Origin of the sequence: Streptococcus salivarius, from assembly GCF_002094975.1 — a bacterium.
Lineage (GTDB): Bacteria > Bacillota > Bacilli > Lactobacillales > Streptococcaceae > Streptococcus > Streptococcus salivarius_D.
The window spans coordinates 667,501-681,349 of the sequence record NZ_CP015283.1 but is presented as its reverse complement, the minus strand read 5'-3'; the positions used below and the strand labels follow the sequence as shown (position 1 = coordinate 681,349).

The 13,849-nt window shown below is 42.8% G+C and carries 9 protein-coding genes, 2 tRNA genes, 3 rRNA genes and 1 pseudogene (1 of these 15 cut by a window edge); 1 reads left to right on the top strand and 14 read right to left on the bottom strand.

From position 1 onward, the window contains the following. Positions 1 to 206: 206 nt before the first annotated feature. The 8 genes and pseudogenes from V471_RS03620 to tig form a co-directional block, all read right to left on the bottom strand. Positions 207 to 698 (bottom strand): annotated as a pseudogene (locus V471_RS03620) (2',3'-cyclic-nucleotide 2'-phosphodiesterase); the annotation flags it as partial. 164 nt (positions 699 to 862) lie between these two features. Beyond that, positions 863 to 1,606 (bottom strand): 16S rRNA (uracil(1498)-N(3))-methyltransferase, encoded by a 744-nt coding sequence (locus tag V471_RS03615; protein ID WP_084871113.1) that lies wholly within the window; start codon positions 1,604 to 1,606, stop codon positions 863 to 865. Then, complete coding sequence (gene prmA, locus V471_RS03610) at positions 1,607 to 2,560, bottom strand: 50S ribosomal protein L11 methyltransferase (RefSeq protein WP_084871112.1); 954 nt, start codon at positions 2,558 to 2,560, stop codon at positions 1,607 to 1,609. Further along, positions 2,539 to 3,006 carry an NUDIX hydrolase gene (locus V471_RS03605; RefSeq protein ID WP_084871111.1) on the bottom strand — a complete coding sequence of 156 codons (468 nt, stop codon included), beginning with the start codon at positions 3,004 to 3,006 and terminating at the stop codon, positions 2,539 to 2,541. Before V471_RS03605 ends, prmA begins: the two co-directional genes overlap by 22 nt. A gap of 15 nt (positions 3,007 to 3,021) precedes the next feature. After that, positions 3,022 to 3,492, bottom strand: coding sequence for a DUF3013 family protein (locus tag V471_RS03600; protein WP_002889725.1), 471 nt, complete (start codon positions 3,490 to 3,492; stop codon positions 3,022 to 3,024). 94 nt (positions 3,493 to 3,586) lie between these two features. Next, entirely contained in the window at positions 3,587 to 5,191 is a 1,605-nt protein-coding gene (locus tag V471_RS03595) for a CTP synthase (RefSeq protein ID WP_084871110.1), read from the bottom strand. Positions 5,192 to 5,443: 252 nt separating this feature from the next. Further along, positions 5,444 to 6,019, bottom strand: a complete 576-nt coding sequence (gene rpoE / locus V471_RS03590; protein WP_002885605.1) for a DNA-directed RNA polymerase subunit delta — start codon at positions 6,017 to 6,019, stop codon at positions 5,444 to 5,446. Between the two features lie 157 nt (positions 6,020 to 6,176). Next, positions 6,177 to 7,460 carry a trigger factor gene (gene tig, locus V471_RS03585; RefSeq protein WP_002885606.1) on the bottom strand — a complete coding sequence of 428 codons (1,284 nt, stop codon included), beginning with the start codon at positions 7,458 to 7,460 and terminating at the stop codon, positions 6,177 to 6,179. Between the two features lie 142 nt (positions 7,461 to 7,602). Between tig and V471_RS03580 the strand changes: the two genes are divergently transcribed. Then, positions 7,603 to 8,445 (top strand): mechanosensitive ion channel family protein, encoded by an 843-nt coding sequence (locus V471_RS03580; protein ID WP_049529224.1) that lies wholly within the window; start codon positions 7,603 to 7,605, stop codon positions 8,443 to 8,445. A 107-nt stretch (positions 8,446 to 8,552) separates the two neighbouring features. Here the strand turns inward: V471_RS03580 and V471_RS03575 are convergent, their stop codons facing one another. The 6 genes from V471_RS03575 to V471_RS03550 form a co-directional block, all read right to left on the bottom strand. Continuing rightward, on the bottom strand, positions 8,553 to 9,050 hold the full coding sequence (locus V471_RS03575; protein ID WP_049529225.1) for a sigma-70 RNA polymerase sigma factor region 4 domain-containing protein: 498 nt from the start codon (positions 9,048 to 9,050) through the stop codon (positions 8,553 to 8,555). A gap of 154 nt (positions 9,051 to 9,204) precedes the next feature. Beyond that, positions 9,205 to 9,278, bottom strand: a tRNA-Asn gene (locus tag V471_RS03570). Positions 9,279 to 9,283: 5 nt separating this feature from the next. After that, a 5S ribosomal RNA gene (rrf, locus tag V471_RS03565) occupies positions 9,284 to 9,399 on the bottom strand. 83 nt (positions 9,400 to 9,482) lie between these two features. After that, a 23S ribosomal RNA gene (locus V471_RS03560) occupies positions 9,483 to 12,382 on the bottom strand. Between the two features lie 146 nt (positions 12,383 to 12,528). Next, positions 12,529 to 12,601 (bottom strand) — tRNA-Ala (locus V471_RS03555). Between the two features lie 54 nt (positions 12,602 to 12,655). Then, positions 12,656 to 13,849, bottom strand: a 16S ribosomal RNA gene (locus V471_RS03550) (it continues 354 nt past the right edge of the window). The 16S, 23S and 5S rRNA genes sit together here with 2 tRNA genes alongside, the layout of an rRNA operon.

Here is a 13,849-nt window from a genome sequence, read left to right as displayed (position 1 = left end):
AAAAACCTCCTGTTAACTATTGAACAATAGAACAAGAGGCTATTAGTAATTTTATTTTCATGCTCAAGGCATATTCGAGTTATCTCATGACTCTTGTTCATCCAGTTTTTGATACAGGCTAGGCAAAGCCCTATTAAAGACAACGGATTGGTATTGTTCACCTTCATTATAAGCCGAACTTTCTTTTCTGTCATGAGTTAGCAGGCTAAGCCTGCAGTTTTAGACAAACCAACTGTTTGAGACGGCTTATCTTGATAATAATCATAGTTAACTAAGTTGGTATGAAGGTCTGTTGTTGACAGAATCTGCATATCAACGGTCTGGCCCTCATGAGCAGGCTCTGTAACAGTTTCGGCCTGTACTGGCACTGCTGGTGTCACCTGATTGGCATTCGTCAAAACAGCACTGGCTTCTTGACTCGCTTGGGCCGTTGAGGTATTAGCTGATGGCTCTTCAGAAGCATTTGTCGCTACTGTTGTTGGTGTAGCAGAAACAGTCTCTGTTCCTCCTTGAACAGCTGTCCCAGAAGTTCCTTGTCCTGATACTACTGATGCACCACTATCTGCCACAGTTTCGGTAGAAGTAGTTGGTACTAGTGCCGTTGCTTCATCGGCTTGCCCTACGACTTGTGGCACAGTCAAGAGAGCAAAAAGGCCCAAAACCACAGCAGATTGAGTCACATAACGATTTGTTTTCATTAAAAATCTTCCCCTTTTATAAAGATAATACAATTATATTAAACCTAAATAAGATTATCAACTTTTTTAGAAATACTCGATTTGTCATACAAAACCAATAACAAGATGCAATCTTAGCTTAAAAGTGTCAAATACAAAAAAGTTGGAACAAGGCCAACTTTCTTTTATTTATTCAATTCTAGGGCATAACTGACACTACTCAAAGCGTAGAGAGGAGCCGTTTCCGTCCGCATAATACGTGGTCCAAGGCCAATTTTAAGGCCACCAGCTTCTTCAAATGCATCAATCTCAGACGGAGAAATACCACCTTCTGGTCCAAAGATAAAGAGAATTTTCTGACCATTCTCTACCTGAGCCAACTCACGAGCTAGAGTAGCCAACTCGCCTGCTTTGGCTGTTTCCTCATAGGCGATAAAAATCTTATCAAAATTATCTAATTCTGATAGAAATTCTCCCTTCTTCTCGAACAATCTAACTTCTGGAACACTATTACGCTTGGATTGTTCTGCAGCTCCTAGAGCAATCTTGGCAAGTTTATCTTCCTTCTTGGCAAGCTTCTTACCATCCCACTTGACCACAGACCAGTCGGCAGGAAAGGACCAAATAGCCTGAGCTCCAAGCTCTGTTGCCTTTTGTGTCACCAACTCTAGCTTATCTCCCTTGGGAAAGCCAGAGGCAATGGTTACAGATACAGGCATCTCAACATTATCATTTAAGTCTTCAATCACTTCAAAGATATGATTCTCACGGTCAGTCACACGCGCAAGACGCTTGATACCGTCTTCAAAAACCAAGACAACCTGATCATCCTCTGTTAAACGCATAACGTTAAACATATGCTTTACAGTATCCTTGTCTTTGATGATTACTGGATTTTCAACTTGCCCCTTTATAAAATACTGTTGCATTTAGCCTCCGATCACACCTGAAATATCATCTGTCTTCTTGAAGACACAAGCATTCCACTCTCCCTGAACCATGTGAGTTTCTAGGAAGAAACCAGCTTTCTCAGCCGATTCACGCACCATATCCCATTTTTCAGAGATAATCCCTGACATAATCAAATAACCTTCATCCTTAACCAAACGGTAGGCATCTTCCGTCAGATAGATGAGAATATCCGCCAAAATATTAGCCACGATAACATCAGCTTCTTGCGTCACGCCCTTCAAAAGATTACCTGCCGCAACGTGGATATTTTCCATGCCAGGATTCATATCAATGTTTTCCTGTGCCACTCGAACCGCCACATCGTCAAGGTCATAGGCATAGATTTCCTTAGCTCCAAGAAGAGAGCTAGCAATCGAGAGGACACCCGAACCAGTTCCCACATCAATCACCGTCTCGCCACCACGAAGCACCTGTTCGAGTGCAAAAAGACTCATCTTAGTCGTTGGGTGTGTTCCGGTTCCAAAGGCCATGCCAGGATCTAGCTTGATAATCTTCTCACCTACTGATGCCTCATAATCCGTCCATGACGGTACGATAGTCAAATCGTGGGTAATGCGAGCTGGTTCATAGTACTTCTTCCAATTCTCAGCCCAGTCTTCTTCAACCAATTCTTGAGTAGCCAAGTGAATGTCTCCAGTTTCAAGACCAAAATCCGTCAACTCAGCCAAACGCTCATTAACCTGCTTAGTAATAGCTTCGATATCTGCTGACTCCGGATAATATGCCGTAATTTTAACCGTCTCAACCTGCTCAACCTCAGGATAAAGCTCACCAAAACGGTCTGCATTTTCCAAATAATCTGCACTATCATCAATAGCCACACCTTGACTACCAGATTCAATTAAAATATTAGAAGCCGCCTCTTCGACCTCACGATTAACCTCAATCGTTAATTCTTGCCATTTGTCCATATATTATTTTCTTCCTTTTCTGATAAATAGTCTTTAAAACGTTCCTGCAACTGGGGAATGACTCCTTCTGCTTTTATAAAATCCTCTACAGGCATTAGTTTAAATTCCTGCCCCTCATCACCAAAACGAATCTCACGATACTGCTCTTGGCTAATTCGGCCAACCACAAAGACAGCTGACCTATCTTTATCCAACATACTAGGATAGATTTTCGACCAAATAATCGATTCCTCTTTAAGAGTCAAGCCCAGCTCCTCCCAGACCTCACGTTGAAGACATTCAAGAGGCGTTTCTTGACCTTCTCTTCCACCACCTGGCAACTCCCATGTATTTGGCCAAGGAATATCCGGTTTATTATCTCTGAGAATGACCAAAATACTTTGCTCTACGAGTAAGGCAGCTTTAACACCTGTAAAATCAAACTGATTTTTTAAATAAGCATCCATCCCTTTTCGCTCCCTTTAATACCTCGGATAAGCAAAAAATTCCTTCTCTTCGAGTTGATCTTTCCCTTTTTCGAAAGCTTCTTTGTCCCAAACCAAACCGAATTCCTCAGGTCCATCATCAGATAGAAAATCCATCAAGTCACTCAATCCTTCTGTCGCCACCTCATTCAAGGTCTCCGCAAAATAGGCCAAAAACTCACGAGATAGACCTTTCTTAGGTTCGTATGGGATTGTCACTAGGTAGTCCTCTTCATCAAAACGTGATTTTGCTGGATTGTAAAAGAGCACGTAGTCTTCAAAAATAACATCTTCATCAGACACTTCACCCTTATCATCAATAGTCTCCACATTGCTACTGTTTTGCGCTTCTAGGATAAAGGTTACTTCCACAGCGTGATTCTTTTTATCCCAGTCCATCGCAAAATCATAGTCCAGGTGCTTATCTAATTCTTCTTCTAATACTGACAAAAAGCCGAATTTAGCCATTTGTTTTCCTCGTTCTTTCTTATTATTCCCTTTATTTTAGCATAAAAGGAGCCAATAAAAAACAGAGTAGGCTGTCCCACTCTGTCCTAGTTTATTATTTAGCATTTTCAACTGCTGCTGTCACAAAGGCAGTGTAAAGTTCTTCAGCATGGTTTGGACGGCTATGGTATTCTGGGTGGTATTGCGCTGCCACAAAGAATTTCTTGTCTGGGAGTTCTACAACTTCCATCAAACGATTATCTGGTGACACACCTGAGAATACAAAGCCCTCAGCCTCAAACTGTTCACGGAACTTAGTATTAAATTCATAACGGTGACGGTGACGACGTTGAACAACTTCTTGGTTGCCATAAGCTGCAGCAGCCTTAGAACCTGGTTTCAACTTACATGGGTAAAGACCGAGACGAAGAGTACCACCCATGTCTTCAATGTCAATTTGATCACGCATAATATCGATAATTGGATATTTTGTGTTTGGATCAAGCTCAGCTGAATTAGCGCCATCCAAGTTAAGGACATGACGAGCAAACTCAATACATGTCAATTGCATACCAAGACAGACACCCAACATTGGCACATCATTTTCACGCGCATAACGAATAGCTTGAATCTTTCCTTCAGTACCACGTTGACCGAAACCACCAGGCACGATGATCCCATCAGCATCAGCCAAACGAGAAGCAACATTTTCGGCAGTCAAACCATTAGCATTGACCCAGTCAATATCAATGGCAGTATCATTTGCCAAACCAGAGTGTTTAAGGGCCTCAACCACTGACAAGTAGGCATCGTGAAGCTCCACATACTTACCAACAAGGGCAATCTTAGTTGTTTTCTTAAGATTAAGCACCTTATCAACCATAGCAGACCATTCTGTCATATCTGCAGCTGGAGCATCCAGTTTCAAATGATCACAAACGATTTGATCCATACCTTGAGCCTGCATATTAAGTGGCACTTGATAGATATGTTCCACGTCGAGTGATTCGATAACAGCCTCAGGTGCAACATCACAGAACTGAGCCAATTTATTCTTGATTCCTTGACCAGCAGGTTGTTCTGTACGAATAACCAACATATTTGGTTGGATACCCAAACCACGCAATTCCTTAACAGAGTGTTGCGTTGGTTTTGTCTTCATTTCACCAGCAGCCTTCAAATAAGGAAGAAGCGTTGTGTGGATATACATAACGTTGTCAGAACCAACATCAGCCTTCATTTGACGAAGTGCTTCAAGGAATGGGAGACTTTCAATATCCCCAACCGTACCACCAACTTCAGTGATAATGACATCTGAATCAGTCGTTGTCGCTGCACGCTTAATCTTGTCTTTCAAAGCATCTGTGATATGCGGAATCACCTGAACAGTCGCACCAAGATACTCCCCTTTACGTTCCTTACGCAAAACTTCGCTATAAATCTTACCAGTAGTCACGTTAGAGTATTTATTAAGATTGATATCAATAAAACGTTCGTAGTGACCAAGGTCAAGGTCAGTTTCAGCACCATCATCAGTCACATAAACTTCACCGTGTTGGTAAGGACTCATTGTCCCTGGGTCAATATTGATGTAAGGATCGAATTTTTGAATCGTAACCTTAAGACCACGATTCTTAAGCAAACGTCCAAGACTTGCAGCTACAATCCCTTTACCAATTGAAGATACCACACCACCAGTGACGAAAATATATTTTGTCATGTTAACTCCTTATAATATTATTCAAAACAACTACAGATAGTAGATTGATTACCCACTCAGATAATCACGACAGCCCTTTCCTAGTACCTGATGGAAGCGGTACAAAGTACCTCACCTTAGACAAGTCTAGTAAATGACTAAAAACAAAAATGACCCCCAAGAGTTTCACTCTGGGAGCCTTAATCATGACCTCTTCAAAAGAGGTGCCCGATAAATAGTCTAAACTATCCAAAACCATTTGTCAATGAAAACTTAGTCGTTTGACTCATCCTCATAGTCATCGTCATCATCTTCTTCTGACAACTCAACATCATCCAAATCATCATCTGGAATAATTTCATTCAACTCAGAGTCATAAGATTCCACTTCGGCTTTCTCATCATCTTCGCTATCGTCGTCATATTCAAGACTATCAGAATCAGGTGTGAAGTTTTCATCTTCTGGATCATCGTCATTATAATCGATGGCATCTTCATCACCATCCATGAAGGCATTAACTTTCTTGTTCTTACGTTTTGGTGCATTTTCATCAGTATCTTCCAATGTGATGACCTCTTCATCGATTTCATCAATTGCATACCATGAACGCAAGCCCCATTTGTTATCACCTAGTGGAATGAAACTTCCATCCGTATTCAAATCTGAATAAAAGAATGGCAAAGCATTGCGGATATCAGCATCCGATTTTTCTAAGTAATTTTGAATTTCATTGACCAAATCATTGAAATACATTTCATTATCACGACCACGTGTTTCTAAGATAGCACGGGCCACTTCAATCATTGATAATTCACTTTTTTCTTGTCCAGCAAATACGTCTAGTTCCAAAGTGGTTCTCCTTCATTCTTACTCAAGCTAGTTTCCATCAGAAATAGCTCAGCAATCAATTTTTCGCTACCTTTTATTTTACGCTAAAAAGAGTCAATAGTCAAAGCATTTATAGAAGAAAAAATCAAGTCTCAACAGAAACTTGATTTTAGTCATATTATTTAACTTTTGCTGTGCTTGTGATAACTTCAACAGCTTTCTTCATAGTGATATCGTGTTTAAGCATTTCAGGTGAAAGAAGGGCAGAAACTTGTGATACTTCCATGTTGTACTCAGCTGCAAGATCATTGATTTCTTTTTGGATTTCTTCTTCTGTAGCGTCGAATCCTTCAGCAGCAGCAACAGCTTCGATAACAAGGTTAGTTTTCACACGTTTGTCAGCGTCAGCTTCATATTGTTTGTGAAGATCTTCTTGAGTTGTACCAGTGATTTGGAAGTACATTTCAGGAGAGATACCTTGACGTTGCATGTTACCCATGAATTCGTTCATAGCACGGTGAACTTCGTCTTCAACCATTTCTGCTGGCAATTCAACGATTTCAGCGTTTTCAACAGCCAAATCAAGTGCAGCACCTTCAACAGCGTCATCATATGCGATTTCTTTAGCTGCTTCAAGTTCTTTACGGTATTTAGCTTTCAACTCATCAAGAGTTTCAACTTCATCGTCAAGATCTTTAGCCAACTCATCATCAAGAGCAGGAACTTCTTTAGCTTTAACTTCGTTAACTTTAGTAACAAATACAGCAGCTTTACCTGCAAGATCAGTAGCTTGATAGTCTTCTGGGAAAGTTACTTTAACTTCTACTTCATCACCAGCTTTTGCTCCAACCAATTGGTCTTCGAATCCTGGGATAAATTGACCTGAACCAAGTTCAAGAGAGTGGTTTTCACCTTTACCACCGTCGAATTCAACACCATCTACTGAACCAACAAAGTCGATAACAACAGTGTCGCCATTTTCAGCTGCACCTTCTTTAACGACCAATTCAGCCAAGTTTTTGCGTTCGTTTTCAAGCTTAGCATCAACTTCTTCATCAGTAACTTCTTTAGAAGCTTCAACTGAAACTTCAAGATCTTTATATGCACCAAGTTTTACTTCAGGTTTTGTAACAACTTCTGCAGTAAGTGTCCAATCTTGACCTTTTTCAATTGATTTTACATCAATTTTTGGTTGTGCAACAACATCAAGACCAAGTTCAGCAATCGCTGCTTCATAAGCTGCTGGAAGAATTGCATTCAAAGCATCATCGTAAAGAGCTTCTTCACCAAATTTTTGGTTAAATACGGCACGAGGCATGTGTCCTTTACGGAAGCCTGGAGCGTTCAAATTCTTTTTAACCTTGTTAAACGCTTGATCCAAAGCTGGTTGAATTTTATCTTGACCGATAGTGAATGTCACCACACCACGGTTAGTGGCTGTGTTTTCAAATGATACAGACATGTAGTCATTCTCCTTAAAATTTTTTATAGATACAGTTTAGTTTACCATATTTCAAAGCCTTTTAAAAGTTTTTTTCTCCAATTTAATCACAAGAAAATCGTTAGGAACTGCTACTTTTTCAAATTTTTGATAAACTAAAGCTATGAATATTTTACAAAGATACATCCAACAATTTAATTTTGAAGAGACCCTAATGGTACTCATTACAAAAGGGATTAAGCTCCTCATTCTTCTCATCATCTTTCTTCTTAGTAAGAAGATTATCAACTTCCTTTTTAAACATACAGTCGGACGCTCTCTAGCTTGGACAATTCAAACACCTGCTCGACAAAAAACCATTGAACGTTTACTACACAATTGCATGAACTACGTGCTATACTTTTTCCTTGTTTACTGGCTTCTTAGTATCCTTGGGGTTCCAGTATCAAGCCTCCTTGCTGGTGCAGGACTTGCTGGGGTTGCTCTTGGTCTAGGAGCTCAAGGCTTCCTATCAGATGTCGTTAATGGTTTTTTCATCTTGTTAGAAAACCAATTTGAAGTCGGTGACTCAGTTGAAGTAGGACCCGTTACAGGCCTTATTTCAACCGTAGGTATTCGAACTACTCAAATTCGAGGATTTGATGGAACTCTCCACTTTATACCTAACAGAAATATCACAATTGTATCCAACAAATCTCGAGGGGATATGAGAGCTCAAATTGATATCCCAGTCTATCCATCAACCGATATCAATAAGGTGACAAGCATCATCCAAGAAGTAAATCAAAAAAACATTGAAAACTATCCTCAAATCTGTGGAGCACCAAATATCATTGGATTAAGCACAACTCCTTCCGGACAACTAGTATTTCGTATTGACATCTTTACAAAAAATGGACAACAAACTCATATCTATGCAGACTTCTTGAAACTTTACCAAGAAGCCCTAATCAAAGAAAATATTGAACTTCCAAGATTCATTGGAAACCCTATAGCAGTAAAATAAATTCATTACATTAAAAACACTTCAAAAGATAGATAAGATGAATCTACTTTCGAAGTGTTTTTTATTCATATTAAACAATATTGCCAGTCAAGGTTCTATATTAAGAATTAATCATCTTCATTGTAAGGATCAAAATCAACCATCCAAAATTTTAACTCTCTGATCATCTTTTTTCGACCTCTAAAACACTCCCCAGCTAGCAAACGGTCTAACTTAGTAGCATCTTCCGAAGACAACTGATTACGGAAAGCATTAAGCTGCTCATCATAAACAAGCCTATCAACAGCATCTAACTCTTTATTTGGAAGACAAAAAGCAATATCTGAAATTTCGATATAACATTGTCGATTAGCTTGTCGTTTTACAGACTCCTGCCTTCTAACCTCATCATTAAGTCTATTCCTAAATTTCGTTTTAAAATAACGCCGTAGCTTATCATCATCAGACTTTAATTCAGGAAACTTTTCTAAAAGCTGATAAAGCGTCATCATAGCCTCTTGCTCCATATCAGCTTGGTCCCAAAGTTGGATGAAATATTGTCTACTAGCCTTAAGTACAATCGGCCTTACAACTTCATATGCGTGAACAAAAATTTCTTGTTCCATTCAACCTCCTATTAATAGATATAATTTTTGTAATTAAATTAATTACGAAACCTATTATAAGAGATAGATAAGAAATAAAATAGCGACATTTATGTCACTATAAAACTGATAAAAACAAAAAAAGCTAGACCTAAATCCAGCAATGAAATCTATACTCCGCCAGTAGGACTCGAACCTACGACATCATGATTAACAGTCATGCGCTACTACCAACTGAGCTATGGCGGATAAACGCTAAGCGACTACCGTATCTAACAGGGGGCAACCCCCAACTACATCAGGCGTACTAGGGCTTAACTTCTGTGTTCGGCATGGGAACAGGTGTATCTCCTAGGCTATCGTCACTTAACTCTGAGTATTCTCAACTCAAAATTGAATATCTATACTGTATCAAGAAACCAAATCGTTGTCAATATGTCTCAGTTACTTTCTTTGGATAAGTCCTCGAGCTATTAGTATTAGTCCGCTACATGTGTCACCACACTTCCACTTCTAACCTATCAACCTGATCATCTCTCAGGGCTCTTACTGATATAAAATCATGGGAAATCTCATCTTGAGGTGGGCTTCACACTTAGATGCTTTCAGCGTTTATCCCTTCCCTACATAGCTACCCAGCGATGCTCTTGGCAGAACAACTGGTACACCAGCGGTAAGTCCACTCTGGTCCTCTCGTACTAGGAGCAGATCCTCTCAAATTTCCTACGCCCGCGACGGATAGGGACCGAACTGTCTCACGACGTTCTGAACCCAGCTCGCGTGCCGCTTTAATGGGCGAACAGCCCAACCCTTGGGACCGACTACAGCCCCAGGATGCGACGAGCCGACATCGAGGTGCCAAACCTCCCCGTCGATGTGAACTCTTGGGGGAGATAAGCCTGTTATCCCCAGGGTAGCTTTTATCCGTTGAGCGATGGCCCTTCCATGCGGAACCACCGGATCACTAAGCCCGACTTTCGTCCCTGCTCGAGTTGTAACTCTCGCAGTCAAGCTCCCTTATACCTTTACACTCTGCGAATGATTTCCAACCATTCTGAGGGAACCTTTGGGCGCCTCCGTTACCTTTTAGGAGGCGACCGCCCCAGTCAAACTGCCCGTCAGACACTGTCTCCGATAGGGATAACCTATCTGGGTTAGAGTAGCCATAACACAAGGGTAGTATCCCAACAACGCCTCACTCGAAACTGGCGTCCCGAGGTCATAGGCTCCTACCTATCCTGTACATGTGGTACAGATACTCAATATCAAACTGCAGTAAAGCTCCATGGGGTCTTTCCGTCCTGTCGCGGGTAACCTGCATCTTCACAGGTACTAAAATTTCACCGAGTCTCTCGTTGAGACAGTGCCCAAATCATTACGCCTTTCGTGCGGGTCGGAACTTACCCGACAAGGAATTTCGCTACCTTAGGACCGTTATAGTTACGGCCGCCGTTTACTGGGGCTTCAATTCATACCTTCGCTATTGCTAAGCACTCCTCTTAACCTTCCAGCACCGGGCAGGCGTCACCCCCTATACATCATCTTACGATTTAGCAGAGAGCTGTGTTTTTGATAAACAGTTGCTTGGGCCTATTCACTGCGGCTGACCATAAGTCAGCGCCCCTTCTCCCGAAGTTACGGGGCCATTTTGCCGAGTTCCTTAACGAGAGTTCTCTCGCTCACCTGAGGCTACTCGCCTCGACTACCTGTGTCGGTTTGCGGTACGGGTAGAGTATAATTAACGCTAGAAGCTTTTCTCGGCAGTGTGACATCACTAACTTCGCTACTAAACTTCGCTCCCCATCACAGCTCAATGTTATAGATATAAGCATTTGACTCATATCACACCTCACTGCTTGGCCAGACACTTCCAATCGTCTGGTTTAGTTAGCCTACTGCGTCCCTCCATCACTATATACTCTAGTACAGGAATATCAACCTGTTGTCCATCGGATACACCTTTCGGTCTCTCCTTAGGTCCCGACTAACCCAGGGCGGACGAGCCTTCCCCTGGAAACCTTAGTCTTACGGTGGACAGGATTCTCACCTGTCTTTCGCTACTCATACCGGCATTCTCACTTCTATGCGCTCCAGCACTCCTCACGGTACACCTTCTTCGCACATAGAACGCTCTCCTACCATACCTATAAAGGTATCCACAGCTTCGGTAATATGTTTTAGCCCCGGTACATTTTCGGCGCAGGGTCACTCGACTAGTGAGCTATTACGCACTCTTTGAATGAATAGCTGCTTCTAAGCTAACATCCTAGTTGTCTGTGCAACCCCACATCCTTTTCCACTTAACATATATTTTGGGACCTTAGCTGGTGGTCTGGGCTGTTTCCCTTTCGACTACGGATCTTAGCACTCGCAGTCTGACTGCCGATTATATCTCGTTGGCATTCGGAGTTTATCTGAGATTGGTAATCCGGGATGGACCCCTCACCCAAACAGTGCTCTACCTCCAAGAGACTTAACATCGACGCTAGCCCTAAAGCTATTTCGGAGAGAACCAGCTATCTCCAAGTTCGTTTGGAATTTCTCCGCTACCCACAAGTCATCCAAGCACTTTTCAACGTGCCCTGGTTCGGTCCTCCAGTGAGTTTTACCTCACCTTCAACCTGCTCATGGGTAGGTCACATGGTTTCGGGTCTACGACATGATACTAATACGCCCTATTAAGACTCGGTTTCCCTACGGCTCCGTCTCTTCAACTTAACCTCGCATCATATCGTAACTCGCCGGTTCATTCTACAAAAGGCACGCTCTCACCCATTAACGGGCTCGAACTTGTTGTAGGCACACGGTTTCAGGTTCTATTTCACTCCCCTCCCGGGGTGCTTTTCACCTTTCCCTCACGGTACTGGTTCACTATCGGTCACTAGAGAGTATTTAGGGTTGGGAGATGGTCCTCCCAGATTCCGACGAGATTTCTCGTGTCTCGCCGTACTCAGGATACTGCTAGGTATAAAGACTATTTCGAATACGAGGCTATTACTCTCTTTGGCCTACCTTCCCAGGTAGTTCTTCTATAATCTTTAAGTCCACGTTGCAGTCCTACAACCCCGAAGAGTAAACTCTTCGGTTTGCCCTCTTGCCGTTTCGCTCGCCGCTACTAAGGCAATCGCTTTTGCTTTCTCTTCCTGCAGCTACTTAGATGTTTCAGTTCACTGCGTCTTCCTCTACATTACCTTAACAGTAATGAGTGACAGGCATTACCTGCCGGGTTCCCCCATTCGGACATCTCTGGATCATTGCTCACTTACAGCTCCCCAAAGCATTTCGTCGTTAGTCACGTCCTTCATCGGCTTCTAGTGCCAAGGCATCCACCGTGCGCCCTTATTAACTTAACCTTATTTTGGTCTTTCGACCTAACTCATTAAATATTCACAGCGTTTCGGTTTATTTTCTTGTTACTATCTATATGTAATTAATTACATATGGAATTTGATATAGATATTCAATTTTCAATGGACAATACTTGAATCTTGCGATTCAATGGAGCCTAGCGGGATCGAACCGCTGACCTCCTGCGTGCAAAGCAGGCGCTCTCCCAGCTGAGCTAAGGCCCCACAAGACCTCTCAAAACTAAATAAGAAACTCAAGTACATTCCGTTTTTCCTTAGAAAGGAGGTGATCCAGCCGCACCTTCCGATACGGCTACCTTGTTACGACTTCACCCCAATCATCTATCCCACCTTAGGCGGCTGGCTCCAAAAGGTTACCTCACCGACTTCGGGTGTTACAAACTCTCGTGGTGTGACGGGCGGTGTGTACAAGGCCCGGGAACGTATTCACCGCGGCGTGCTGATCCGCGATTACTAGCGATTCCGACTTCATGTAGGCGAGTTGCAGCCTACAATCCGAACTGAGATTGGCTTTAAGAGATTAGCTTGCCGTCACCGACTCGCAACTCGTTGTACCAACCATTGTAGCACGTGTGTAGCCCAGGTCATAAGGGGCATGATGATTTGACGTCATCCCCACCTTCCTCCGGTTTATTACCGGCAGTCTCGCTAGAGTGCCCAACTGAATGATGGCAACTAACAATAGGGGTTGCGCTCGTTGCGGGACTTAACCCAACATCTCACGACACGAGCTGACGACAACCATGCACCACCTGTCACCGATGTACCGAAGTAACTTTCTATCTCTAGAAATAGCATCGGGATGTCAAGACCTGGTAAGGTTCTTCGCGTTGCTTCGAATTAAACCACATGCTCCACCGCTTGTGCGGGCCCCCGTCAATTCCTTTGAGTTTCAACCTTGCGGTCGTACTCCCCAGGCGGAGTGCTTAATGCGTTAGCTGCGGCACTGAATCCCGGAAAGGATCCAACACCTAGCACTCATCGTTTACGGCGTGGACTACCAGGGTATCTAATCCTGTTCGCTCCCCACGCTTTCGAGCCTCAGCGTCAGTTACAGACCAGAGAGCCGCTTTCGCCACCGGTGTTCCTCCATATATCTACGCATTTCACCGCTACACATGGAATTCCACTCTCCCCTTCTGCACTCAAGTTTGACAGTTTCCAAAGCGAACTATGGTTGAGCCACAGCCTTTAACTTCAGACTTATCAAACCGCCTGCGCTCGCTTTACGCCCAATAAATCCGGACAACGCTCGGGACCTACGTATTACCGCGGCTGCTGGCACGTAGTTAGCCGTCCCTTTCTGGTAAGCTACCGTCACAGTGTGAACTTTCCACTCTCACACTCGTTCTTGACTTACAACAGAGCTTTACGATCCGAAAACCTTCTTCACTCACGCGGCGTTGCTCGGTCAGGGTTGCCCCCATTGCCGAAGATTCCCTACTGCTGCCT

What these genes read in the sequence shown, in the direction of transcription:
- V471_RS03615 (WP_084871113.1), bottom strand. Translation starts at nt 1,606, where the DNA reads ATGCAACAGTATTTTATAAAGGGGCAAGTTGAAAATCCAGTAATCATC.
- prmA (WP_084871112.1), bottom strand. Translation starts at nt 2,560, where the DNA reads ATGGACAAATGGCAAGAATTAACGATTGAGGTTAATCGTGAGGTCGAA.
- V471_RS03605 (WP_084871111.1), bottom strand. Translation starts at nt 3,006, where the DNA reads ATGGATGCTTATTTAAAAAATCAGTTTGATTTTACAGGTGTTAAAGCT.
- V471_RS03600 (WP_002889725.1), bottom strand. Translation starts at nt 3,492, where the DNA reads ATGGCTAAATTCGGCTTTTTGTCAGTATTAGAAGAAGAATTAGATAAG.
- V471_RS03595 (WP_084871110.1), bottom strand. Translation starts at nt 5,191, where the DNA reads ATGACAAAATATATTTTCGTCACTGGTGGTGTGGTATCTTCAATTGGT.
- tig (WP_002885606.1), bottom strand. Translation starts at nt 7,460, where the DNA reads ATGTCTGTATCATTTGAAAACACAGCCACTAACCGTGGTGTGGTGACA.
- V471_RS03580 (WP_049529224.1), top strand. Translation starts at nt 7,603, where the DNA reads ATGAATATTTTACAAAGATACATCCAACAATTTAATTTTGAAGAGACC.
- V471_RS03575 (WP_049529225.1), bottom strand. Translation starts at nt 9,050, where the DNA reads ATGGAACAAGAAATTTTTGTTCACGCATATGAAGTTGTAAGGCCGATT.